Annotated in this window: 25 protein-coding genes; 21 read left to right on the top strand and 4 right to left on the bottom strand. The window is 69.9% G+C overall.

Features of this window, described 5'->3' with window-relative positions; genetic code table 11:
- Positions 1-4: 4 nt before the first annotated feature.
- On the bottom strand, positions 5-862 hold the full coding sequence (locus tag BMW85_RS37520) for a DMT family transporter (RefSeq protein ID WP_091091330.1): 858 nt from the start codon (positions 860-862) through the stop codon (positions 5-7).
- Positions 863-905: 43 nt separating this feature from the next.
- Here BMW85_RS37520 and BMW85_RS37515 point away from each other — a divergent pair, with 43 nt between their 5' ends.
- From BMW85_RS37515 to ccsB, 5 genes are all read left to right on the top strand, one after another.
- The gene (locus tag BMW85_RS37515) at positions 906-1544 is read left to right on the top strand and encodes a histidine phosphatase family protein (protein ID WP_091091604.1); all 639 of its coding nucleotides are present in this window, start codon (positions 906-908) and stop codon (positions 1542-1544) included.
- 86 nt (positions 1545-1630) lie between these two features.
- Positions 1631-2188: a TlpA family protein disulfide reductase gene (locus BMW85_RS37510; RefSeq protein WP_091091602.1), complete on the top strand. Its 558-nt coding sequence runs from the start codon at positions 1631-1633 to the stop codon at positions 2186-2188.
- Complete coding sequence (locus BMW85_RS37505; RefSeq protein WP_091091327.1) at positions 2181-2903, top strand: cytochrome c biogenesis CcdA family protein; 723 nt, start codon at positions 2181-2183, stop codon at positions 2901-2903. Before BMW85_RS37510 ends, BMW85_RS37505 begins: the two co-directional genes overlap by 8 nt.
- Positions 2903-4462, top strand: coding sequence for a cytochrome c biogenesis protein ResB (gene resB, locus BMW85_RS37500; protein WP_091091326.1), 1560 nt, complete (start codon positions 2903-2905; stop codon positions 4460-4462). The genes BMW85_RS37505 and resB overlap by 1 nt, the downstream gene beginning before the upstream one ends.
- Positions 4452-5420 carry a c-type cytochrome biogenesis protein CcsB gene (gene ccsB / locus BMW85_RS37495; RefSeq protein ID WP_091091323.1) on the top strand — a complete coding sequence of 323 codons (969 nt, stop codon included), beginning with the start codon at positions 4452-4454 and terminating at the stop codon, positions 5418-5420. The genes resB and ccsB overlap by 11 nt, the downstream gene beginning before the upstream one ends.
- Positions 5421-5454: 34 nt before the next feature.
- Here ccsB and BMW85_RS37490 read toward each other — a convergent pair whose 3' ends face one another.
- Positions 5455-5751 carry a PLD nuclease N-terminal domain-containing protein gene (locus tag BMW85_RS37490; protein ID WP_091091321.1) on the bottom strand — a complete coding sequence of 99 codons (297 nt, stop codon included), beginning with the start codon at positions 5749-5751 and terminating at the stop codon, positions 5455-5457.
- Positions 5752-5888: 137 nt separating this feature from the next.
- Between BMW85_RS37490 and BMW85_RS37485 the strand changes: the two genes are divergently transcribed.
- Together BMW85_RS37485 and BMW85_RS37480 are read left to right on the top strand one after the other, a co-directional pair.
- Positions 5889-6902 (top strand): hypothetical protein, encoded by a 1014-nt coding sequence (locus BMW85_RS37485; protein WP_091091318.1) that lies wholly within the window; start codon positions 5889-5891, stop codon positions 6900-6902.
- Between the two features lie 11 nt (positions 6903-6913).
- Entirely contained in the window at positions 6914-7156 is a 243-nt protein-coding gene (locus BMW85_RS37480) for a hypothetical protein (RefSeq protein ID WP_091091316.1), read from the top strand.
- 164 nt (positions 7157-7320) lie between these two features.
- On the opposite strand, the gene BMW85_RS37475 is transcribed toward BMW85_RS37480, so the two are convergent.
- Positions 7321-7542 (bottom strand): BldC family transcriptional regulator, encoded by a 222-nt coding sequence (locus tag BMW85_RS37475; protein WP_026214226.1) that lies wholly within the window; start codon positions 7540-7542, stop codon positions 7321-7323.
- A 257-nt stretch (positions 7543-7799) separates the two neighbouring features.
- Between BMW85_RS37475 and BMW85_RS37470 the strand changes: the two genes are divergently transcribed.
- On the top strand, positions 7800-8018 hold the full coding sequence (locus BMW85_RS37470; protein WP_091091314.1) for a DUF4229 domain-containing protein: 219 nt from the start codon (positions 7800-7802) through the stop codon (positions 8016-8018).
- Here the strand turns inward: BMW85_RS37470 and BMW85_RS37465 are convergent.
- Positions 8015-9157, bottom strand: coding sequence for an NHL repeat-containing protein (locus BMW85_RS37465; protein ID WP_245775281.1), 1143 nt, complete (start codon positions 9155-9157; stop codon positions 8015-8017). The two genes, BMW85_RS37470 and BMW85_RS37465, sit on opposite strands and share 4 nt — an antisense overlap.
- 156 nt (positions 9158-9313) lie before the next feature.
- Here BMW85_RS37465 and BMW85_RS37460 point away from each other — a divergent pair, with 156 nt between their 5' ends.
- From BMW85_RS37460 to nuoK, 13 genes are all read left to right on the top strand, one after another.
- The gene (locus BMW85_RS37460; RefSeq protein ID WP_091091309.1) at positions 9314-10030 is read left to right on the top strand and encodes a demethylmenaquinone methyltransferase; all 717 of its coding nucleotides are present in this window, start codon (positions 9314-9316) and stop codon (positions 10028-10030) included.
- 234 nt (positions 10031-10264) lie between these two features.
- Complete coding sequence (locus BMW85_RS37455) at positions 10265-11518, top strand: geranylgeranyl reductase family protein (protein WP_091091306.1); 1254 nt, start codon at positions 10265-10267, stop codon at positions 11516-11518.
- Between the two features lie 64 nt (positions 11519-11582).
- Positions 11583-11978, top strand: a complete 396-nt coding sequence (locus tag BMW85_RS37450) for an NADH-quinone oxidoreductase subunit A (protein ID WP_091091303.1) — start codon at positions 11583-11585, stop codon at positions 11976-11978.
- A 2-nt stretch (positions 11979-11980) separates the two neighbouring features.
- Complete coding sequence (locus BMW85_RS37445; RefSeq protein ID WP_020542658.1) at positions 11981-12532, top strand: NuoB/complex I 20 kDa subunit family protein; 552 nt, start codon at positions 11981-11983, stop codon at positions 12530-12532.
- Positions 12529-13224: an NADH-quinone oxidoreductase subunit C gene (locus BMW85_RS37440; RefSeq protein ID WP_091091301.1), complete on the top strand. Its 696-nt coding sequence runs from the start codon at positions 12529-12531 to the stop codon at positions 13222-13224. Before BMW85_RS37445 ends, BMW85_RS37440 begins: the two co-directional genes overlap by 4 nt.
- Complete coding sequence (locus BMW85_RS37435) at positions 13221-14549, top strand: NADH-quinone oxidoreductase subunit D (RefSeq protein WP_091091298.1); 1329 nt, start codon at positions 13221-13223, stop codon at positions 14547-14549. The genes BMW85_RS37440 and BMW85_RS37435 overlap by 4 nt, the downstream gene beginning before the upstream one ends.
- Entirely contained in the window at positions 14546-15202 is a 657-nt protein-coding gene (nuoE, locus tag BMW85_RS37430; protein ID WP_091091295.1) for an NADH-quinone oxidoreductase subunit NuoE, read from the top strand. The genes BMW85_RS37435 and nuoE overlap by 4 nt, the downstream gene beginning before the upstream one ends.
- Positions 15199-16488: an NADH-quinone oxidoreductase subunit NuoF gene (nuoF, locus tag BMW85_RS37425; protein ID WP_091091599.1), complete on the top strand. Its 1290-nt coding sequence runs from the start codon at positions 15199-15201 to the stop codon at positions 16486-16488. The genes nuoE and nuoF overlap by 4 nt, the downstream gene beginning before the upstream one ends.
- Positions 16485-18860 (top strand): NADH-quinone oxidoreductase subunit G, encoded by a 2376-nt coding sequence (locus BMW85_RS37420; protein WP_091091293.1) that lies wholly within the window; start codon positions 16485-16487, stop codon positions 18858-18860. The genes nuoF and BMW85_RS37420 overlap by 4 nt, the downstream gene beginning before the upstream one ends.
- Positions 18857-20155 (top strand): NADH-quinone oxidoreductase subunit NuoH, encoded by a 1299-nt coding sequence (gene nuoH, locus BMW85_RS37415; RefSeq protein ID WP_091091290.1) that lies wholly within the window; start codon positions 18857-18859, stop codon positions 20153-20155. The genes BMW85_RS37420 and nuoH overlap by 4 nt, the downstream gene beginning before the upstream one ends.
- Entirely contained in the window at positions 20142-20657 is a 516-nt protein-coding gene (gene nuoI, locus BMW85_RS37410; protein ID WP_091091287.1) for an NADH-quinone oxidoreductase subunit NuoI, read from the top strand. Before nuoH ends, nuoI begins: the two co-directional genes overlap by 14 nt.
- Positions 20650-21462 carry an NADH-quinone oxidoreductase subunit J gene (locus BMW85_RS37405; protein WP_091091284.1) on the top strand — a complete coding sequence of 271 codons (813 nt, stop codon included), beginning with the start codon at positions 20650-20652 and terminating at the stop codon, positions 21460-21462. The genes nuoI and BMW85_RS37405 overlap by 8 nt, the downstream gene beginning before the upstream one ends.
- Complete coding sequence (gene nuoK, locus BMW85_RS37400) at positions 21459-21755, top strand: NADH-quinone oxidoreductase subunit NuoK (protein ID WP_020542667.1); 297 nt, start codon at positions 21459-21461, stop codon at positions 21753-21755. The genes BMW85_RS37405 and nuoK overlap by 4 nt, the downstream gene beginning before the upstream one ends.
- The last annotated feature ends 58 nt before the right edge of the window (positions 21756-21813 follow it).

Below are 21813 nucleotides of genomic sequence, written 5' to 3'. Positions count from 1 at the left end.
CCGACTAGCTCAGGGCGATCGCCACGACCCCGCCCAGGATCACCCCCGACGCCAGCAGCCGGCGCGAAAGGTCGCCCTCGGCCAGCAGCCGCCCGCCCAGCACCACGGCGATCAGCACGCTGATCTCCCGCGCCGGCGCGACCACCGTCACCGGCGCCATCGTGAACGCGACCAGCACCAGCAGGTACGACACGAAGATCAGCACCGCCGCCCCGGCGATCCGCCACCGGTGCTCCCGCCACACCGGCGCGACCAGCTCCCGCCGCGTGGCCAGCACGACCGGCGCCAGCACCAGCGTCCGCCCGACCTCGCCCAGGTAGATGAGCGTGAGCGGCGCCACCGCGAACGGCCCCACCACCTGCGAGTCCCAAACGGTGTACCCGGCGATGAACAGCCCGACGACCAGGCCGGGCGCCACCGAGCGCAGGTCGGCGCGGCCCGCGCCCCGGCCCAGCAGGAAGACCCCCACGCCGACCAGCACGATCCCCGCCACGTTGGCGACCGACGGCCGCTCGCCCAGGAACAGCACCGCCACCAGGCTCGCCAGCATCGGCCCCGTGCCGCGCGCGACCGGGTAGACCATGGACAGGTCGCCGGTGCCGTACCCGCGCTGCAGCAGCAGGAAGTAGCCCAGGTGCAGGGTCATGCTGCCGCAGATCACCGCGAGGTCCGTCCAGGACGGCACGTCGCCCGTCACCACGAGGTATCCGGCGAACAGCGGCGCCCACAGCGCCGCGCCTGCCACCGCCACCAGCCAGACGAAGACCACCCCGTCGGCCTGGGAGGAGCGTTTGCTCAGCAGGTTCCAGGTGGCGTGGGCGAAGGCGGCGACGAGCACGAGGAGGAGCGCCCAGGGACTCACCCGGGGACCTTATCCCGGGGCGAGCGGATAGGCTGTGCCCACCATGGCTGAAACGACCGTCGTCCACCTTCTGCGCCACGGTGAGGTGCACAACCCGAAGGGCATCCTCTACGGCAGGCTGCCCGGCTACCACCTGTCCGAGACGGGTCACCTCATGGCCGAGACGGTCGCCAAGGCGGTCGGCGGCCGTGACATCGTCGCCCTCTACAGCTCGCCCCTGGAGCGCGCGCTGGAGACCGCGGCCCCGCTCGCCGCCAAGCTCGGGCTGGAGGTCCGGCAGGACGACCGGCTCCTCGAAGCGGCCAACCTGCTGGAGGGCCGGGCCGTCGCGCAAGGGGTGGGGCTGTTCCGCGACTGGCGCAACTACCGCTACTTCTGGAACCCCATGCGTCCCTCCTGGGGCGAGCCCTACCCGATCATCGTGCGGCGGATGAAGTCGGTGATCGACGACGCGCGGGCGGCGGCGCGCGGGCACGAGACCGTGCTCGTCAGCCACCAGTTGCCGATCTGGTCGATCAGGATGGCGGCCGAGGGCCGCCGGCTCTGGCACGACCCGCGCCGCAGGCAGTGCGCGCTGGCCAGCCTCACGACGTTCACCTTCGACGGTGACCGGCTCGTCAGCATCGGTTACAGCGAGCCGGCCGGGTCGCTGGACACCGGGCCGTCCGTCCCGGGCGCCTGAGCCCGATGTCCGGATCGCCCGGACCCACCGGTAGAGTTGCAAGCTCTACCGGTTGTAGTACAAGGAGATCTTCCTCCGTGCGCGCCATGTCTCTCTCCCTTGCCCTCCTGGCCCTGCTGGCCGCGGGGTGCGCCGGCAATCAGAGCGGCCAGCCGGAGGCGGGCGACACCCGGTTCGTCGCCGGCGACGGGAAGATGCAGGTGTTCGCCGCCGGCGAACGCAAGCCCGCCCCGGCCGTCGAGGGCCCGACCCTCGACGGCGGCACCGTCTCGCTCGCCGCGCACAAGGGCAAGGTCGTGGTGCTCAACTTCTGGGCGTCCTGGTGCGGGCCCTGCCGGGCCGAGGCGCCGGTGCTCAAGGAGGTCTCGGTCAAGACCAAGGGCACCGGCGTCGAGTTCGTCGGCGTCGACTTCAAGGACCGCCAGGCCGACGCGCTCGCCTTCGAGCGCACCGAGCAGCCCGGCTACCCGTCCATCTTCGATCAGCCGGGCAAGGTCGCGCTGGCCTTCCAGGGCACGGTGCCGCCCGCGGCCATCCCGTCCACGCTGATCATCGACAAGCAGGGCCGCATCGCCGCCCGCGCGCTCGGCGCCGTCAAGTACACCGACCTCATGGACACCGTCACCAAGGTCCGCGATGAATGACGTCGTCGCCTCGGGCTCGCTGCTGCTCGCCGTGCCGATCGCGGTGCTCGCGGGCGTGGTGTCGTTCCTGTCGCCGTGCGTGCTGCCGCTGGTGCCCGGCTATCTGTCGTACGTCACCGGCATGAGCGCCGACCCCAGGCGGGGGCGGCTGGTGCTCGGGGCGGCGCTGTTCGTGGCCGGGTTCGGGCTCGTGTTCGTGCTCAGCGGGGCGCTGTTCGGCGGGCTCGGCTCGATCATGCTGGGCAACGCCGAGATCATCACGCGGGTGCTCGGGGTGCTGACCATCGTGCTCGGGCTGGCGTTCCTGGGCGTGATCCCGGGGCTCATGCGCGACGTACGGATCCACCGGCTCCCCGCGGCGGGGCTGGCCGGGGCGCCGCTGCTCGGCGTGGTGTTCGGGCTCGGCTGGACGCCGTGCATCGGGCCCACGCTGGCCGTGGTGCTGACGCTCGGGCTCAACGAGGGCAGCGCCGGGCGCGGGGCACTGCTGGCCGTCGCGTACGCGCTCGGCCTCGGACTGCCGTTCGTGGCGGCGGCGCTGGCCTACAGCAGGGCCCTGCGCACGTTCCGCGCGATCCGCAAGCACTCGCGCCTGATCACCAGGATCGGCGGCGGGATGATGGTGGCCGTGGGCGTGCTGCTGGTGACCGGTCTGTGGGGGGAGATGATCGCGGCCATGCAGGGTGTGATCGGCGCGTTCGAGCCGGTGATCTGATGAGCGTGCGGGAGCTGGAGCGCGAGCAGTCGCCCAAGCAGGCCGGGCTCGGGCCGGTGGGCTGGCTGCGCTGGGCGTGGCGCACGCTCACCTCGATGAAGACCGCGCTCATCCTGCTGTTCCTGCTGGCGCTCGGCTCGGTGCCCGGCTCGCTGATCCCGCAGCGCGGCGTCGACCCCGACAAGGTCGCCCGGCTCTACGACGAGAGCCCCGCCCTGGCCGAGTGGTACGACCGCCTCCAGCTCTTCGAGGTCTTCTCCTCCACCTGGTTCGCCGCGGTCTACCTGCTGCTGTTCACCTCGCTCATCGGCTGCATCATCCCGCGCACCATGACCTACCTGCGCGAGCTGCGCCGCCGGCCGCCCGCCGCGCCGAAGAACGTCACCAAGCTGCCGCACGCGGCCGTCATCGAGGGCGGGCCGAGCCTGGAGGAGGCCGCCAAGCGGCTGCGCGGGCTGCGTTTCCGCGTGGTCACCGGCGACGGCTGGATCTCGGCCGAGAAGGGCTACCTGCGCGAGACCGGCAACCTGTTCTTCCACATCGCGCTGATCGGCATCCTGTTCGCGATCGGCGCGGGCTCGCTCTACGGCTACCGCGGCAACGTGCTCGTCGTCGAGGGCGACGGCTTCGCCAACACCGTGGCCGCCTACGACCGGTTCATGCCGGGCAGCCAGGTGTCGGCCGAGTCGCTGGAGCCGTTCACGCTGCACCTGGACGACTTCACCGTCTCCTACCAGGTGGCCGGCGAGAAGCGGGGGCAGGCACTCGACTACACCGCTCACCTCAAGGTCAACGACCGGCCGGACGCGCCCGCCCGCGACGTCGAGCTCAAGGTCAACACGCCGCTGGAGATCGACGGCACGCAGACCTACCTCATCGGCAACGGCTACGCGCCGGTCTTCAGGGTCACCGACGGCAAGGGGCAGGTCGCCTTCGAGGGTCCCGTGCCCTGCCTGATCGAGGACAAGGCCACGATGACCTCGGGCTGCGTGGTCAAGGCGCCCGACGCGCAGCCGTCGCAGCTCGGCTTCCTGCTGCGGTTCCTGCCGACCAGCGTGCCGCTCACCGACGGCAACCACGCCTCCGCCTTCCCCGGCGAGCTCAACCCCGAGGTGCAGCTCCTCGGCGCGTTCTCCGGCGACCTCGGGCTGCGCAACGGGCAGCCGCAGTCGGTCTACGAGCTGGCCCCGCCGGAGACGCTGAAGAAGCTCAAGCCGCTGCTCATGGGCACCGCGGTGCCCAAGCCGCTCGCGGTCGGGCAGTCGGTCGAGCTGCCGGAAGGCGCGGGCAAGCTGGAGTTCACCGGCGTCAAGCAGTGGATGACGCTGCAGGTCGCCTACGACCCGGGACGGCTGCCCGCGCTGCTGTTCGCCGGTCTCGCGGTCGTGTCCATCGCGGCGTCGCTGCTGATCAGGCGGCGGCGGGTGTTCGTCCGGGTCAAGGGCGAAACGGTCGAGGTCGGGGGCCTCACCCGTACCGAGGGCTCCGCGGCGGGCTTCGCCGAGGAGTTCGCCGACATCGTCAAGGTTCTATCAGCAGGAGAGAATGATGTCCGCTGAGCAACTCGCCGAGCTGAGCGACCTGACCGTCCTCGCCGCGGTTCTGCTCTACGTCCTCGCGATGATCGCCTTCGCGACGGAGCTGGCCTTCGGCCGCTTCATCGCGGGCAAGACCGCGGCGAGGGCCGCCCGTCCGGTCAGGCAGCCGGTCACCGTCGGCGCCGCCGGAGACGACGCCGTCAAGGTCGATGGTGCGGCTCCGGAGCCCGTGGCGCCCGAGAGCGCCCCGCCGTCACGGCTGGCGGAGCGGGCCGGGACGGTCGGGCTGGCGCTGGCCTGGCTCGGCTGGGCCGCCAACCTGGCCGCCATCGTGACCCGCGGCCTCGCCGTCGGCCGCTGGCCCTGGGGCAACATGTACGAGTTCGTCGTGGCGCTCTGCTTCGCCGCCGTCACGGCGTTCCTGCTCACCCAGCTCCGCCACAACGTACGGTTCCTCGGCGCGTTCGTCATGGTCACGGCCACGCTCGGACTGGGCGCGGCGGTCAAGATCTTCTACACCGCCGCGGGGCCCGTGGTGCCGGCGCTGAACTCGTACTGGATCGCCATCCACGTCACGGCGGCGATCATCGCGAGCGGGCTGTTCGCGATGGCGGGCGTCGCGGGCGTGCTCTATCTGGTGCGCGGCGACGGGATGTCGCGTCTGCCCTCGCGTGAGGACCTGGAGCGGGTGGCGCACCGGGCGATCGTGTTCGCGTTCCCGCTGTGGACGTTCGCGGTGATCGCGGGCGCGCTGTGGGCCGACCGCGCGTGGGGCCGCTACTGGGGCTGGGACCCCAAGGAGGTGTGGTCGTTCATCACGTGGGTGGCCTACGCGGCCTACCTGCACGCCCGCGTGACGGCCGGCTGGAGGGGCAAGGCCGCCACGGTCGTGCAGCTGGTGGCGTTCGCCTGCCTGCTGTTCAACCTGATCGGCGTCAACATCTTCGTCGGCGGCATGCACAGCTACGCCGACGTGTGAGCCGACCGGCCCCGGCTCGTCGAGCCGGGGTCGCTCAGTGCTGCTCGTCGCCGCCGCGCATGCGCCGGTCGAGGTCGCGCAGGAAGTCGGGGTCGTCGTCGGGCCCTTTCGGCATGCCCGGACCGGGGGAGACCGGCCAGGCCTGCCGCTCGGCCCGGGGGCGGCCGCGCGCCATCCAGATGAGCCCGCCGACCAGCGGAATCAGCACGACCACCATGATCCACAGTGTTTTTGGTACGTTCCTGACCTCGTCTTCCGGGGTAGTGACGACGTCGAAGAGCGAGAAGAGCCAGAAGGCCAGCAGCGCCAGACCGATGAGAACACCTGCCATGCCCGAACTGTAAGCCATCTGCGACGTGCTCGTGCTTCCCGATGTCCCATTTCGGATGACTAGCGGAAGATCCCCGTCGTACGGTGGAAGCCGAGAACCGTGGAACCCACGGGGTTCCTCAGTCGTTGAGGGGTGCGATGGCCTTTTCTCAGGACAAGGGCCGGCATCGTCGCGGCCGCTGGTGGCGGCGGGGGTCGTACCTCTTCTCCCGTAAGGCCGAGGCGCCGAGCGGCGCGGACCGTTCCTTCTGGTCCGGCGCGCGTGAGAGGCCCGGAGAGGCTCCGGAGGTCCCCGTGGAGGGCCGCAAGCCCGAGGACGCCCCGCGAAGCCGCAGGCCGGGCGCTGAGCGGCCGGAACGCCGCTCCTGGCCCGGCGCCGACCAGCCGTCCGACCAGCGCGGCTGGGACGGCTTCGCGGTCCGCGAGCGTCACGAGCGCCACGAGCGGCTGTCCGCCGCCGTGCTCGAACGCCCCCGCTACACCTGGGACGACTTCGAGCTCGACGACCGCCCGCCGCGCGCCGAGCCGCACCGCCCCGACGCCCCGTCACTGGGCGACGGCCTGCGGCACTGCGGGAAGCTGGAGTCGATCCTGCACCGCCAGTGGGACGCCCGGCTCGGCCCGCCGCCGCCCGACGTCGTCCGCGCCGTCGAGAGCCTGGCCCGGCTGCCCGACCGGCTCAAGGAGAAGCTGGCGGCCGGCCTGGAGGGCATCTACGTCGGCCCCGGCGGCGTCCCCGACCTCGACGACATGGGCTACTTACGCGGCGCTCCGCTGCCCTCGGGCCGCGCCACCTGGGACATCTGCGCCGGCGCGTACGGCGACCGCAAGATCGTCGTCGGTGACCGTCCCTCGCCCACTCCCGACGTGATGATGCACGAGGTCGGCCACGCCATCGACGACGTCGACTCCGCCTACGGGGCCTGGGTGTCGGACTCGCCGGAGTTCGTACGCCTCTACGACCAGGCCCGCCCCATCCTGGCCTCCGCCTTCCACCGCCAGGGCGGCGGGCTCGGCCGCAAGGAGTTCTTCGCCGACGCCTTCGCCGCCATCGCCTCCCGGCAGCGTCCCGCGCTGGTCGACATGCTCGGGGGTGACACGCGGATGGCGCTAGACGTCATGCTGTTCTTCAACCGGCGCTACGGAATCTAGGAGACTCGCTCATGTACGTCATCCGGCTCGCGGACGGCACCGTGCGCGTGCCGCAGAGCCTGGCCAGCGAGGACGGGCGGCTGATCGGCAACGCCTACGCGGAGCTGCGGCCCGGCGATCCGGACTACGAGCGGTGGCTGGCCGAGTCGCTGACGGAGGAGGAGCTGGAGACGCGGCGGGAGCGCTGGCGTGCGGAGAACGACGACCTGGAGCGGGAGTTCCTCGCGTTCAAGGCGCAGCAGGACGACGGCTGAGCCGAGGCCGCCCGCGCAGGGCCGTCGGACAGGCGCCAGCCACGGTCGGCGGTTGGCGCCGCCCCGTGCTTGCCGTACGTCAGTGGGCCGGGAAGCACGCGAACCTCAGAGGTCCCGCGGGCGGTGACCCTGCAGGATCACAGGATCACCGTCGTGACGGAACGTCAGACGCGCGGGGACTCCCCCGCCGGCCTGTCGGCCGTGAGAACGTCCTCGCCTCGGAGAAGGGCGTGCACTTCCGACTCGCGGAAACGCCGATGCCCTCCGGGGGTGCGGATACTGCTGATGCGGCCTGCCGCAGCCCAGCGCGTAACCGTCTTTGGGTCTACCCGGAAGAGGGCGGCAACCTCTCCTGGGGTCAGCAGACGCTCGCTGCTACTCTCCACCAATCTCTCCCCCTCGCATCCCGCTTCCTGCCAGCGGGCGGACAGGTAACCAGTGTGTCGAGCGAAGCCTGATTTATCCGTGGTTTTCGGAGAAGATCACGGGTTGTTATCAGCTGACTGCCCGATTGTTATATGATAGAGCCTCTTTGGGGCTCTCGTGGGTGTTTCTTTACGAAACTCCCTAACTGGGAACAGTAGCAGCGCTCGCGCCCGATGCGAAGAGCGACCGGGGGACAAGCCCGAGTAACCTCGAAGGCGTGCATCCCGTTGTCGTTTACACCGCCAGCCGCATCGGCCTGTTCATCATCACGCTCGGCCTCTTGGCTCTGGTCGGCCTCCGAAACCCGCTGTTCCTCCTCGCGGCGTCGTTCTTGATCAGCGGAGTGGCCAGCTATGTCCTGCTGTCCAAGCAGCGTGACGCCATGAGCGCGCGAATCAGCGACAGGCTCGACCAGCCGAAGCCGCAGGACGACTAGGACAGGGGGAACATGCCAATCCGGGCATGGTACTCCCGTCCGAGTCTCGTTGTGTCGCTACCGACAAGTAGTCCGGCGGGTTGCGCGGAAAACGCCTTCACGCCGATGCCGCGCTCCCGTGTGGGATTCCAGGCGAGCGCCATTCCCGTGGTCGGATGAATGGCGCCGATGCCCGGCCGCGCGACCGCTCCGGGGCCGGCCGTGTCGCGTCCCTGCGGATTGTTCAGCCAGCGCTGGTGCCCGCCCACGTACACCGCGGCCCCCGTCACCGCGACCGCGTAGAGCGAGTCGCCGCCCGTCGCGTTGACCCAGGTGGGACGGATGGCCGAGCCCTTGGCGAAGGTCTCGAAGCGGGCCGCCGTGTCGCAGATCCCGCCCACGGCGCCGCCGGTGGTGACCACCACGAAATAGCCGCCGTCGGGGGAGAAGTCGAGGCCGCGCACGTACGAGGGGAACGCGTCGGAGCACTTGCGCGCGTAGGTCTCGGTCCGCCACGGCGCGACCCTGGCCGTCGGGCCGGTCACGTCGATCAGCCCGAGCTGCGGCCGTGACTGCCCGTCGAGCGTGGTGAACGAGCCGTCCACCAGCAGCCGGCCGCGGGCGATCGCCAGCGCGTACACCTTCACCCTCGGCGTCAGCGGCTCGCCCGGCGTGACCGCGAAGCCGGGGTCGGCGGCGCCCGTGGTGGCGTCGAGCCGGGCGAGGGCCTCGCGCGGGCCGGTGAAGTCGCCGCCGACGTAGAGGCTGCCGTCCTGCCGGGCGAGGGTGTTGACCGTGCCGCCGACCAGGTTGGGCGCGAAGCCGGGCACCAGGGCGCCGTCGGAGAGCCGGACCCGGGCGAGGCCGCGGGCGCGGGTGTCGTTGACGCGGTAGAACTCGCCGCCGACGTAGACGGTGCCCCCGTCGCCGGCCGCGAGGCCGCGTACGGGGCCGGGGACGACCGGGGCGAAGCCCGGCAGGATGCGGCCGGTCGGCAGGTCGAAGGCGAACAGGTTGTCGCGCGCCAGGACCTGCTTGCGTGCGGCGTCGGTCACCTCGCTGAAGGAGCCGCCGACCACGACGGTGCGGCCGACGACGGCGATGGCGTTGACGATGCCGTCAAGGACATGAGGGGTGGTGTCGACCGGGTCGGCCGACACCACGCGGTCCTGTGTGACAGGACCGTGGGCGGCCGGGGCCGAAGCGATGATCGCCGCAAGGGCGACGCGGGCAAACATTCCTCAACAACTAGCAGACCCAGAGTAATGAGAGCGTCACTATCCGTTGATTGTCCCGAAAGCCATAAGCTTTCCCGCATGACGCGCGCTCAGTTGGACAAGCAGCCGGACGAGGTCGCCGCGATGTTCGATCGCACCGCCCGGCGCTACGACCTCGTCAACGACGTGATCTCCCTCGGGCAGGTCAGGCTCTGGCGCAAGGCGGTGGCCGCCGCCGTGGACGCCGGTCCCGGCGAGGTCGTGCTCGACCTGGGCGCGGGCACCGGCACCTCCACCGACTCCTTCACCGCGCTGGGCGCCCGCGCCATCGCCTGCGACTTCTCGTTCGGCATGCTGAGCACCGGCGTGCGCCGCCACGGCGGCAACGCGCTGAGCGGGCAGGGAGTGCCGTTCATCGCCGGAGACGCGATGCGGCTGCCCTTCGCCGACGACTCCTTCGACGCGGTGACGATCTCGGTGGCCCTGCGCAACGTCCACGACACCGAGCTGGCGCTGCGCGAGATGCTGCGGGTGACGAGGCCGGGCGGCCGGTTGGTGATCCTGGAGTTCTCGCACGTCACGGTGCCGGCGTTCGACCTGGTCTACCGCGAATATCTCATGCGGCTGCTGCCCAGGATGGCCAAGGTCGTCGGCTCCAACGACGACTCCTACGAATACCTCGCCGAGTCGATCCGCGCCTGGCCCGACCAGCCCACTCTCGCGAGCACCATCAGGCGGGCCGGCTGGGAGCGGGTGGCCTGGCGCAATCTGACGATGGGCATCGTGGCGATGCACCGGGCTTTCAAGGCGGTTTGACGGGCCGGATGACACGAAATTTTCAGCAATAGTGCGGTCGCTGGATTTCGCCCCGGTCGAGGACTCGCCGGTCACGCGTGACACGCCATCCCCAAGGATCACAGAACGGGTCCCCGACTGCCACTATGTACCCGAAAAGCAGTAGACTGCGGGCCGACAAGTTTGTGAAGGGGTTCACAAAGGAACGAAGGCGCCACACCCCGAGCCTTCGCGTGTGTAGGACAGGACAGTCCAGTGACCGTGCCACCAGCCACACAGGCTGACGCCGACGTCATCGTCGTCGGCGCTGGTCCCGCCGGTTCCGCAACCGCCTTTTACCTCGCTCAGGCCGGTCTCGACGTGCTGCTCCTGGAGAAGACCAGGTTCCCGCGCGAGAAGGTCTGCGGCGACGGCCTGACCCCCCGGGCGGTCAAGCAGTTGCTGAACATGGGCGTCGACATCGACGCCCCCGGCTGGATCAGGAACAAGGGCCTGCGCGTCGTCGGCGGCGGCCACCGCTTCGAGCTCGACTGGCCACAGCTCGAACGCTTCCCCGACTTCGGCCTCGTCCGCACCCGGCAGGACTTCGACGAGATCGTCGCCGCCAACGCGGTCAAGAACGGCGTACGCCTCATGGAGGGCGTCACCGTCACCGAGCCCGTGCTCGACGACCGCAGCGGCCACATCGCCGGCGTGCGCACCAAGGACGGGCGCGTCTTCCGCAGCCGCGTGGTCGTCGCCGCCGACGGCAACAGCACCCGGCTCGCGCTCGGCATGGGCCTGCACAAGCGCGACGACCGCCCGATGGGCGTGGCCGTGCGCACCTACTTCCAGAGCCCCCGTCACGACGACGACTACCTGGAGATCTGGCTGGAGCTCTGGGACGGCGACACGCTGCTGCCCGGCTACGGCTGGATCTTCGGCGTCGGCGACGGCACCGCGAACGTCGGGCTCGGGCTGCTCAACACCAGCGCCCAGTTCAAGAACCTCGACTACCGCGACCTGCTGCGCCGCTGGTGCAGGGCCATGCCGGCCGACTGGGAGTTCACCGAGGAGAACATGACGGCCCCGATCCGCGGCGCCGCGCTCCCGATGGCCTTCAACCGGCAGCCCCACTACACGCGCGGCCTGCTGCTCGTGGGCGACTCGGGCGGGTCGATCAACCCGTTCAACGGCGAGGGCATCGCCTACGCGATGGAGACCGGCGAGATCGCCGCCGAGGTCGTCGCCAAGTCGCTCAAGGGCACCACCCCCGCGCAGCAGGAGCGGACGCTGCGCACCTATCCTCAGACGCTGAAGGACGCCTACGGCGGATACTTCACGCTCGGCAGATGGTTCGTCGAGGCGATCGGGAAGCCAGGAGTGATGAGCTTCGGGACCAGGCACGGGCTGCCTCACCCGAGGCTGATGCGCTTTGCCATCAAACTCCTTGGTAATCTCACCGACCGGCGAGGCGACGCGTCAGACCTGATCATCAACGCTCTCTCGAAGGTCGCCCCACCAGCATGAATCCCGCAATCAACAGATCCGGCTGCGCGCCCGCGCGCGCGGCGACTCCAGAGGAGGCGTAGCGATGGACCTTTACGTGCCCATCCTGGTGCTCGCCGTTCTCGCGGGGGGCTTCGCGATCTTCTCGGTCGCCATCGCTCCCTTCACCGGCCCCAAGCGCTGGAACCGCGCCAAGCTTGACGCCTATGAATGCGGCATCGAGCCGACGCCCCAGCCCGTCGGTGGCGGACGGTTCCCGCTCAAGTACATGGTCACCGCGATGCTCTTCATCGTGTTCGACATCGAGATCATCTTCCTCTACCCGTGGGCGGTCTCCTTCGCGCCGCTGCGGAACGACGCAGGCCAGGTGCTCATGCCAGGGCTTGGGCTGTTCGCCCTGGTGGAGATGCTCCTGTTCATCGTCACCGTGCTCGTCGCCTACGCGTACGTGTGGCGCCGCAAGGGTCTGGACTGGGACTGAAAATGGGACTTGAAGAAAAACTCCCCAGCGGCTTCATCCTCAGCACCGTCGAGGCGGCGGCCGGATGGGCGCGCAAGAACTCCGTGTGGCCGGCCACCTTCGGCCTCGCCTGTTGCGCCATCGAGCTGATGGCCACCGGTGGCCCCCACTACGACCTGGCGCGCTTCGGCATGGAGCGCGCTTCGGCGTCTCCCCGCCAGGCCGATCTCATGATCGTCGCCGGCCGCGTCTCGCAGAAGATGGCGCCGGTGCTGCGGCAGATCTACGACCAGATGGCCGAGCCCAAGTGGGTCATCGCGATGGGCGTGTGCGCCTCCAGCGGCGGCATGTTCAACAACTACGCGATCGTCCAGGGCGTCGACCACGTCGTGCCGGTGGACATCTACCTGCCCGGCTGCCCGCCGCGGCCCGAGATGCTCATCGACGCCATCGTCAAGCTGCACGACAAGATCCAGAACATGAAGTTCGGCGCGCACCGCGCCAAGCAGATCGACGAGCTCGAACTGCAGGCGCTCCGTACGCTGCCGGTGATCGACCAGGGGGCAGCGAAGTGACCTCGCCCGACAACCTCCCCGAGGTCCCCGACGCGCAGGTGCCCGAGGTGCCCGCGGCCCAGGAGCCGCCGGTCGCCAGGCGCGGCATGTTCGGCGCCCAGGACTCCGGCGACACCTCCGGCTACGGCGGCCTCGTCGTGCGCCGCGCGCCGCAGCTGTCCACGCCCCGCCCGTACGGCGGCTACTTCGACGAGGTCGTCGACGCCCTGGCGCTCGACGACGCGATCGAGCGCGTGGTCGTCGACCGCGGCGAGCTGACCCTGCACGTCAAGCGCGAGCGCCTCGTCGAGGTGGCAAGGAAGATGCGCGACGAGCCGACGCTCCGCTTCGAGCTGTCGCTCGGCGTCTCCGGCGTCCACTACCCGGACCTCGCGGGCGAGGAGCTGCACGCCGTCTACCACCTGTGCTCGATCACGCACAACCGGCGGGTGCGGCTGGAGGTCGCCTGCCCGGACGCCGACCCGCACATTCCATCCACTGTCAGCGTCTACCCTGGTCACGACTGGCATGAGCGGGAGACGTACGACTTTTTCGGCATCGTCTTCGACGGCCACCCCGGGCTCACCCGGATCATGATGCCGGACGACTGGGACGGCCACCCGCAGCGCAAGGACTATCCGCTGGGCGGCATCCCGGTTGAATACCGCGGCGCCACCATCCCCTCGCCGGACCGGAGGAGGTACTACTCGTGAGCACGTCTTACGACGAGGCGACCGAGGGCAAGGTCTACTCGGTCAACGGAGCCGACTGGGACCAGGTGGTCACCGGTGTCCGCGACTCCGAGGAAGAGCGGCTGGTCGTCAACATGGGCCCGCAGCACCCGTCCACGCACGGGGTGCTGCGCCTGGTCCTCACGCTCGACGGCGAGACGGTGACCGAGGCGCGCGGCGTCATCGGCTACCTCCACACCGGCATCGAGAAGAACATGGAATACCGGACGTGGACGCAGGGCACCACGTTCGTCACTCGCATGGACTACCTCTCGCCGATCTTCAACGAGACCGCCTACTGCCTGGCCGTCGAGAAGCTGCTCGGCATCACCGACCGCATCCCGGCGCGGGCGCAGGCCATCCGCGTGATGATGATGGAGCTCAACCGCATCGCCTCGCACCTGGTGGCGATGGGCACGTTCGGCATGGAGCTCGGCGCGACCACGCCGTTCCTGTTCGGCTACCGTGACCGCGAGATGGTCATGGACCTGTTCGAGTACATCACCGGCCTGCGCATGAACCACGCCTACGTCCGCCCCGGCGGCGTCAGCGTGGACCTGCCGGCCGGCGCGGTGGACAAGGTCGGCGAGTTCCTGAAGGAGATGCCCAAGCGGATCAAGGACATCCGCAAGCTCCTCGACGAGAACCCCGTCTACGTGCGCCGCACCAAGGACGTGGCCTACCTCGACCTGACCGGCTGCATGGCGCTCGGCGTCACCGGGCCCATCCTGCGGGCCGCCGGCCTCCCGTGGGACCTGCGCAAGTCGCAGCCCTACTGCGGTTACGAGACCTACGAGTTCGACGTCGCCACCGAGCGCGGCTGCGACGTCTACTCGCGCTACCTCGTCCGCATGCAGGAGATGGAGGAGTCCCTCAAGATCATCGAGCAGGCGCTCGACCGGATCGCCGGCCCCGAGCTCAAGGGCCAGCCCGTGATGATCGAGGACAAGAAGATCGGCTGGCCCGCGCAGCTCGCGCTCGGCCCCGACGGGTTCGGCAACTCGCCCGACCACATCGCCCACATCATGGGCACCTCGATGGAGGCGCTCATCCACCACTTCAAGCTGGTCACCGAGGGCTTCCGGGTGCCGGCCGGGCAGGCGTACGCCAGCATCGAGTCGCCCAAGGGCGAGCTCGGCGCCCACGTGGTGAGCGACGGCGGCACCCGGCCCTACCGCGTGCACTTCCGCGAGCCGTCCTTCTGCAACCTGCAGAGCTTCCCCGCCATGGCGGAGGGCGGCCAGGTCGCCGACGTGATCGCCGCGGTGGCTTCTATCGACCCCGTCATGGGAGGTGTGGACCGGTGACGTACTCGCCGGAAATCCGCGAGCGTCTCGAACGAGACGCCAAGGAGATCATCGGCCGCTACCCGAAGACGCGGTCGGCCCTGCTGCCGCTGCTCCACCTCGTGCAGTCCGAGGACGGCTACGTCTCCGACGACGGCCAGGAGTTCTGCGCCGAGATGCTCGGCATCAGCAAGGCCGAGGTCACGGGCGTCGCGACCTTCTACACCATGTACAAGCGCAAGCCCGCGGGCGACTACCACGTCGGCGTGTGCATCAACGCGCTGTGCGCGGTCATGGGCGGCGACGAGATCTGGGAGCAGCTCTCCGAGCACGTCGGCGTGGGTCACGAGGAGACCACCGGCGACGGCAAGGTCTCCCTGGAGCGGCTGGAGTGCAACGCCGCCTGCGACTTCGCGCCCGTGATGATGGTCAACTGGGAGTTCTTCGACAACCAGACGCCCGACTCGGCCAAGCAGCTCGTGGACGACCTGCGCGCCGGCAAGGACGTGACCCCCACGCGCGGCCCGAAGAAGCTGTGCACCTTCAAGGAGGCCTCGCGGGTGCTCGCGGGCCTGCCCGACGACCTGGCGGGCGAAGGCCCGTCGGCCGCCGGCCCCTCACTTGAGGGCCTGAAGGTGGCCAAGGCCAATGGATGGAAGGCGCCGGAGGCATGACGACCACCCTGACCCCGGTCCTGACCGCTAACTGGGACCGCCCCGACTCCTACACCCTCGACGCGTACGGCGAGTACGCGGCGGCCAAGAAGGCGCTCGGCATGGACCCCGACGCCGTCATCCAGGCCGTCAAGGACTCCGGCCTGCGCGGACGCGGCGGCGCCGGCTTCCCCACCGGCATGAAGTGGGGCTTCATCCCGCAGGGCGACGGCAAGCCGCACTACCTCGTCGTCAACGCCGACGAGTCCGAGCCGGGCACCTGCAAGGACATCCCGCTCATGATGGCCAACCCGCACGCGCTGGTCGAGGGCATCATCATCACCTCGTACGCGATCCGGGCCAGCCACGCCTTCATCTACGTGCGGGGCGAGGTGCTGCACGTCATCCGGCGGCTGCACGCGGCCGTGCGGGAGGCGTACGAGAAGGGTTATCTCGGCACCGACATCTTCGGCTCCGGCTTCGACCTGGAGCTGGTGGTGCACAGCGGCGCCGGCGCTTACATCTGCGGCGAGGAGACGGCGCTGCTGGACTCGCTGGAGGGCTTCAGAGGTCAACCTCGGCTCAAGCCCCCGTTCCCGGCCGTGGCGGGCCTCTACGCCTCGCCTACGGTGGTCAACAACGTCGAGTCGATCGCGTCTGTTCCCTCGATCATCGCCAACGGCGCCGACTGGTTCGCCGGCATGGGCACCGAGAAGTCCAAGGGCTTCGGCATCTTCTCGCTCAGCGGCCACGTGACCAGGCCCGGCCAGTACGAGGCCCCGCTCGGCATCACGCTGCGCGAGCTGCTCGACATGGCGGGCGGCATCAGGGCCGGGCACCAGATCAAGTTCTGGACGCCCGGCGGCTCCTCCACGCCGATCTTCACCGACGAGCACCTGGACGTCCCGCTCGACTTCGAGGGCGTCGGCGCGAAGGGCTCGATGCTCGGCACCCGGGCCCTGCAGATCTTCGACGAGACGACCTGCGTGGTCCGCACCGTGCTGCGGTGGACGGAGTTCTACGCGCACGAGTCGTGCGGCAAGTGCACGCCGTGCCGCGAGGGCACCTACTGGCTCAAGCAGGTGCTGAAGCGCCTGGAGAAGGGCCAGGGCACCGAGGACGACCTGACCACGATCACCGACATCGCGGACAACATCCTGGGCCGCTCGTTCTGCGCACTCGGCGACGGCGCGACCAGCCCGATCCACTCCTCGGTGAAGTACTTCCGCGAGGAGTACCTCAAGCACTTCGAGATCGGCGGCTGCCCGTTCGACCCGAAGAAGTCCACTCTCTGGGGTGAGCAGTGACCGTCGTAGAGACCGAAACGAACCTGGTGACCCTGACCATCGACGGGTTCCAGGTCAGTGTCCCCAAGGGCACTCTGATCATCAGGGCCGCCGAGCTGCTGGGCATCCAGATCCCGAGGTTCTGCGACCACCCGCTCCTCGACCCGGCGGCCAACTGCCGCCAGTGCCTGGTCGACATCCCCGACGCGGGCAACGGCCGCGGCTTCCCCAAGCCGCAGCCGTCGTGCGCGATCGAGGTCGCCGAGGGCATGGTCGTGCAGACCCAGCTCACCTCGCCGGTCGCCGAGAAGGCGCAGCGCGCGGCGATGGAGTTCCTGCTGCTCAACCACCCGCTGGACTGCCCGGTCTGCGACAAGGGCGGCGAGTGCCCCCTGCAGAACCAGGCGATGTCCAACGGCCGCGGCGAGTCCCGCTTCCAGGAGCAGAAGCGGACCTTCCCCAAGCCGCTGCCGCTGTCCACGCAGGTGCTGCTGGACCGCGAGCGCTGCGTCCAGTGCGCGCGCTGCATCCGCTTCTCCGACCAGATCGCCGGCGACCCGCTCATCGAGTTCTTCGAGCGCGGGGCCAAGGAGCAGGTGCGCACGGCTGACGGCAAGCCGTTCAACTCCTACTTCTCGGGCAACACCGTGCAGATCTGCCCGGTGGGCGCGCTCACCGGCGCCGCCTACCGGTTCCGGGCCCGCCCGTTCGACCTGGTGTCCACGCCGAGCGCGTGCGAGCACTGCGCCTCCGGGTGCAGCCTGCGTACCGACCACCGGCGCGGCCGGGTCACCCGCCGCCTGGCGGGCAACGACCCGCAGGTCAACGAGGAATGGAACTGCGACAAGGGCCGCTGGGCGTTCAGCTACGCCACGCAGCCCGACCGGCTCAAGACGCCGCTGGTCCGCAACGAGGAGGGCGTGCTCGTGCCCGCCTCGTGGCCGGAGGCGCTGACGGTCGCCGCCGAGGGCCTCGCCAAGGCCCGCGGCAAGGCCGGCGTGCTGGTCGGCGGCCGGGTCACGGTCGAGGACTCCTACGCCTACGCCAAGTTCGCCCGGCTCGCCCTCGCGAGCAACGACGTCGACTTCCGCGCCAGGCCGCACTCCGCCGAGGAGGCGCAGTTCCTGGCCCACGCGGTCGCCGGCAAGGGCATCGAGATCAGCTACGCCGACCTCGAGAACGCCCCGCACGTGCTGCTCGTCGGGTTCGAGCCCGAGGAGGAGTCGCCGATCGTCTTCCTGCGCCTGCGCAAGGCGGCGCTGAAGAAGGGCCTCAAGGTCACCTCGATCGCCCCGTTCGCCACCCCCGGCCTGGTCAAGATGGGCGGCGTGCTCGTCCAGACCGCGCCGGGCGCCGAGGCCGACGCCATCGGCGAGCTGGTCGGCCGGCTGCCCGAGGGCACGATCGTGCTGGCCGGCGAGCGCCTCGCCACCACGCCCGGCGCGCTGTCGGCGCTGGTCCGGCTGGCCAACGCCACCGGCGCCCGGCTCGCCTGGGTGCCGCGGCGGGCCGGCGAGCGCGGCGCCGTCGAGGCCGGCGCGCTGCCCAACCTGCTGCCGATCGGCCGCCCGGTCGACGACGAGAGCGCCAGGGCCGAGGTGGCCCGGGTGTGGAACGTCACCTCGCTGCCCGCCACGCCGGGCCGCGACACGGCCGGCATCCTCGCCGCCGCCCGCGACGGTGAGCTGGACGCGCTGGTCGTGGCCGGCGTGGACCCGTACGACCTGGCCGACCCGGCGGCGGCGCTCGACGCGCTGGAGAACACCCCGTTCATCGTCAGCCTGGAGATCCGCGCCAGCGCCGTCACCGACCGCGCCGACGTGGTCCTGCCGGTCGCCGCCGTCCAGGAGAAGAGCGGCACGTTCGTCAACTGGGAGGGCCGCGGCCGCAGCTTCGACGCGCCGCTCAAGGTGCCCGGCCTGCAGAGCGACCTCGCCGTGATCGCCAACCTGGCCGACCGCATGGACGTGCACCTCGGCCTGCCGGACGCCAAGGCGGTCCGGCGCGAGCTGGCCACCCTGGGCTCCTGGCGTGGCAGCCGGGTGCCCGCGCCGCAGCTCGCCACCCGCGCCCAGGCGGCCCCCGCGGCCGGCCAGGCGCTGCTGGCGACCTGGCACCTGCTGCTCGACGAGGGCAGGCTGCAGGACGGCGAGCCTTACCTGGCGGGCACCGCCCGCCCCGCCGAAGCACTGGTCTCCGCGAGCACGGCCGCCGAGCTGGGCGTCGCGGACGGCGACAAGCTGGTGGTGGGCGGCGACGTCACCCTCCCCGTGCGCGTCGCCGACCTGCCGGACCGCGTGGTCTGGGTGCCGGCGAACTCCGGCGGCTGCTCGGTCACCCGTGACCTGCACGCGGTGGCCGGCGACATCGTCACCATCGGGAGCGCCTCATGACCCACGTTCTCGCGGCCGATCCCACTCTTGCCGACTTCGGCAAGGACCCGTTGTGGATCACCATCATCAAGGCCGTGATGCTGTTCGCCTTCCTGATGCTGGGCATCCTGTTCGGCGTCTGGTTCGAGCGCAAGCTGATCGCCAGGATGCAGCACCGTTACGGCCCCAACCGGGCCGGGAAGTTCGGCCTCCTGCAGTCCGTCGCCGACGGACTGAAGATGGGCCTGAAGGAGGACCTGTTCCCGCGGACCGTGGACAAGGTGCTCTACCTTCTGGCCCCGGTCATCATGGTGATCCCGGCGTTCCTGGCCTTCTCGATCGTGCCGTTCGCGCCGATGGTCAACCTGTTCGGCGTCCAGACGCCGCTGCAGCTCGTCGACCTGCCGGTGGCGGTGCTGTTCATGCTGGCCATGGGCGCGGTGTCGGTCTACGGCGTGGTGCTGGCCGGCTGGTCGTCGCGCTCGCCGTACGCGCTGCTCGGCGGTCTGCGCTCGGCGGCCCAGGTGGTCTCGTACGAGATCGCGATGGGCCTGTCGTTCGTGGCGGTGTTCATCTTCGCGGGGACGCTGTCCACCTCGGAGATCGTCAAGGCGCAGGGCGAGATGTGGTACGCCGTGCTGCTGATCCCGTCGTTCCTCATCTACGTGGTCTGCATGTTCGGTGAGGCCGCCCGCATCCCGTTCGACCTGCCCGAGGGCGAGGGCGAGCTGGTCGGCGGCTTCCAGACCGAATACTCCTCGTCGCTGAAGTTCGCGCTCATCATGATGGGCGAGTACCTCCACACCTTCACCGCGTCCGGCATCGCCGTGACGCTGTTCCTCGGCGGCTGGCGGGCCCCGCTGCCGACGGACTGGACGTGGGCGCACACCGGCTGGATGCCGGTGCTGTGGTTCTTCATCAAGTTCGTGCTGACCTTCTGCTTCATCGTGTGGGTGCGCGCCTCGCTGCCCCGCGTGCGCTACGACCAGCTCATGTCGCTGGGCTGGAAGGTGCTCATCCCGGTCAACCTGGCTTGGATCCTCCTCGTGGCCGCGGTGCGCAACGTGGTGGTCAACGAGGACAACCGGATGATCGGGATCGCGCTCGGCGTGGTCATCGTGGTCGGCGCGCTGGCCATCTGGATGCGGTTCGACACCGTCAACCAGCGCCGCAAGGAGGCCAGGAAGGCCGAGGTCGACGCCGAGTTCGAGCAACTGTCCAACGAGCCCGCGGCAGGTGGCTTCCCGGTGCCGCCGCTCGATCTTCCGCACTACCACGGGGTGCAGCACAAGGAGATTCCCAGTGGGACTAACTGATTGGCTGAACCCCGTCAAGGGCTTCGGGGTCACCTTCCACACGATGTTCAAGAAGCCCGTCACGACCAACTACCCGGAGGTCAAGAAGCCGACGGCTCCGCGCTTCCACGGGCGTCACCAGCTCAACCGCTGGCCGGACGGGCTGGAGAAGTGCGTCGGGTGCGAGCTGTGCGCCTGGGCGTGTCCCGCCGACGCGATCTACGTCGAGGGCGCGGACAACACCGAGGAGGAGCGCTTCTCGCCCGGCGAGCGCTACGGGCGCACCTACCAGATCAACTATCTGCGGTGCATCCTGTGCGGCCTCTGCATCGAGGCCTGCCCGACCCGCGCGCTCACCATGACCAACGAGTACGAGCTCGCCGACAGCAGCCGCGAGAGCCTCATCTACACCAAGGAGATGCTGCTCGCGCCGCTGACCCAGGGCATGGAGCAGCCGCCGCACCCCATGCGGCTCGGTGAGACCGAAGAGGACTACTACCGGCTGGGGCGGACCAATGGGTGAGACCATCACGTTCTGGGTGCTCGCCGTCGTCTCGGTCGGCGCGGCACTCGGCATGGTCTTCAACCGGAAGGCCGTCTACTCCGCGCTGATGCTCGGCACGGTCATGCTCAGCCTCGCGGTCCTGTACGCGGTGCAGGACGCGCCGTTCCTGGCCGCGGTGCAGATCATCGTCTACACCGGCGCGATCATGATGCTGTTCCTGTTCGTGCTCATGCTCGTCGGCGTCGACTCCTCCGACTCCTTCGTCGAGACGCTCAAGGGGCAGCGCTTCTGGGCGGTCATCGCGGCGCTCGGCTTCGGCACGCTGATCGTCGTGGCCGTCGGCAACGCGGTCTTCGCCCCGGAGGCCGGCCTGCAGCAGGCCACCGCCGGCGCGGGCGGCTACGTCCGCTCGATCGCGCTCCTGCTGTTCACGAAGTACGTGTTCGCCTTCGAGATCACCTCCGCGCTGCTCATCACCGCGGCGCTGGCCGCGATGGTGCTCACGCACCGCGAGCGGCTGTTCGAGAAGCCGACGCAGAAGGACCTGTCCAAGGCCCGCTTCCAGGGCGACCACCCGTCCCCGCTGCCGGGGCCGGGCACGTACGCCAGGAACAACGCCATCGACATGCCGGCGCTGCTGCCCGACGGGTCGGTGGCGGAGACCTCCGTCAACCGCTACATCGCCCGCTACGACGTCGAGCACGACCGCCTTCCCGCCGATCCCCGGCTCGCCCAGGCCATCAAGCACACGGCAGAGCAGGAAGAGGCGCCCACGGAGGCCGAGCAGGACGCGACCGAGCACGGCAGTGAGGTGACCAAGTGACCACGCACTACCTCGTCCTGTCCGGTCTGCTGTTCGCCATCGGCGCCATGGGCGTGCTGATCAGGCGCAACGCGATCGTGGTGTTCATGTGCGTCGAGCTCATGCTCAACGCCTGCAACCTGGCCTTCGTCACCTTCTCCAGGCAGGTCGGCAACCTGGAAGGCCAGATCATCGCGTTCTTCGTGATGGTGGTGGCCGCGGCCGAGGTCGTGGTCGGCCTGGCCATCATCGTGACGATCTTCCGAACCCGCAGGTCCGCGTCGGTCGACGACGCCAACCTGCTGAAGTACTAAGAGGTGACTGGTGGAGTCTGAAATCGCTCAGATCACCCAGCACACCGGCGGCGTGATC

It is taken from the genome of Nonomuraea wenchangensis (genome assembly GCF_900111685.1).
Taxonomy (GTDB): domain Bacteria; phylum Actinomycetota; class Actinomycetes; order Streptosporangiales; family Streptosporangiaceae; genus Nonomuraea; species Nonomuraea wenchangensis.
This window is presented reverse-complemented; position numbering and strand designations above follow the sequence as displayed.

Coding starts and splice junctions, on each gene's coding strand:
- BMW85_RS37485 (WP_091091318.1), top strand. CDS start 5,889: ATGGCCTTTTCTCAGGACAAGGGCCGGCATCGTCGCGGCCGCTGGTGG.
- BMW85_RS37480 (WP_091091316.1), top strand. CDS start 6,914: ATGTACGTCATCCGGCTCGCGGACGGCACCGTGCGCGTGCCGCAGAGC.
- BMW85_RS37460 (WP_091091309.1), top strand. CDS start 9,314: ATGACGCGCGCTCAGTTGGACAAGCAGCCGGACGAGGTCGCCGCGATG.
- BMW85_RS37515 (WP_091091604.1), top strand. CDS start 906: ATGGCTGAAACGACCGTCGTCCACCTTCTGCGCCACGGTGAGGTGCAC.
- BMW85_RS37490 (WP_091091321.1), bottom strand. CDS start 5,751: ATGGCAGGTGTTCTCATCGGTCTGGCGCTGCTGGCCTTCTGGCTCTTC.
- ccsB (WP_091091323.1), top strand. CDS start 4,452: ATGTCCGCTGAGCAACTCGCCGAGCTGAGCGACCTGACCGTCCTCGCC.
- BMW85_RS37450 (WP_091091303.1), top strand. CDS start 11,583: ATGGACCTTTACGTGCCCATCCTGGTGCTCGCCGTTCTCGCGGGGGGC.
- BMW85_RS37510 (WP_091091602.1), top strand. CDS start 1,631: ATGTCTCTCTCCCTTGCCCTCCTGGCCCTGCTGGCCGCGGGGTGCGCC.
- BMW85_RS37445 (WP_020542658.1), top strand. CDS start 11,981: ATGGGACTTGAAGAAAAACTCCCCAGCGGCTTCATCCTCAGCACCGTC.
- nuoF (WP_091091599.1), top strand. CDS start 15,199: ATGACGACCACCCTGACCCCGGTCCTGACCGCTAACTGGGACCGCCCC.
- BMW85_RS37405 (WP_091091284.1), top strand. CDS start 20,650: ATGGGTGAGACCATCACGTTCTGGGTGCTCGCCGTCGTCTCGGTCGGC.
- BMW85_RS37505 (WP_091091327.1), top strand. CDS start 2,181: ATGAATGACGTCGTCGCCTCGGGCTCGCTGCTGCTCGCCGTGCCGATC.
- resB (WP_091091326.1), top strand. CDS start 2,903: ATGAGCGTGCGGGAGCTGGAGCGCGAGCAGTCGCCCAAGCAGGCCGGG.
- nuoH (WP_091091290.1), top strand. CDS start 18,857: ATGACCCACGTTCTCGCGGCCGATCCCACTCTTGCCGACTTCGGCAAG.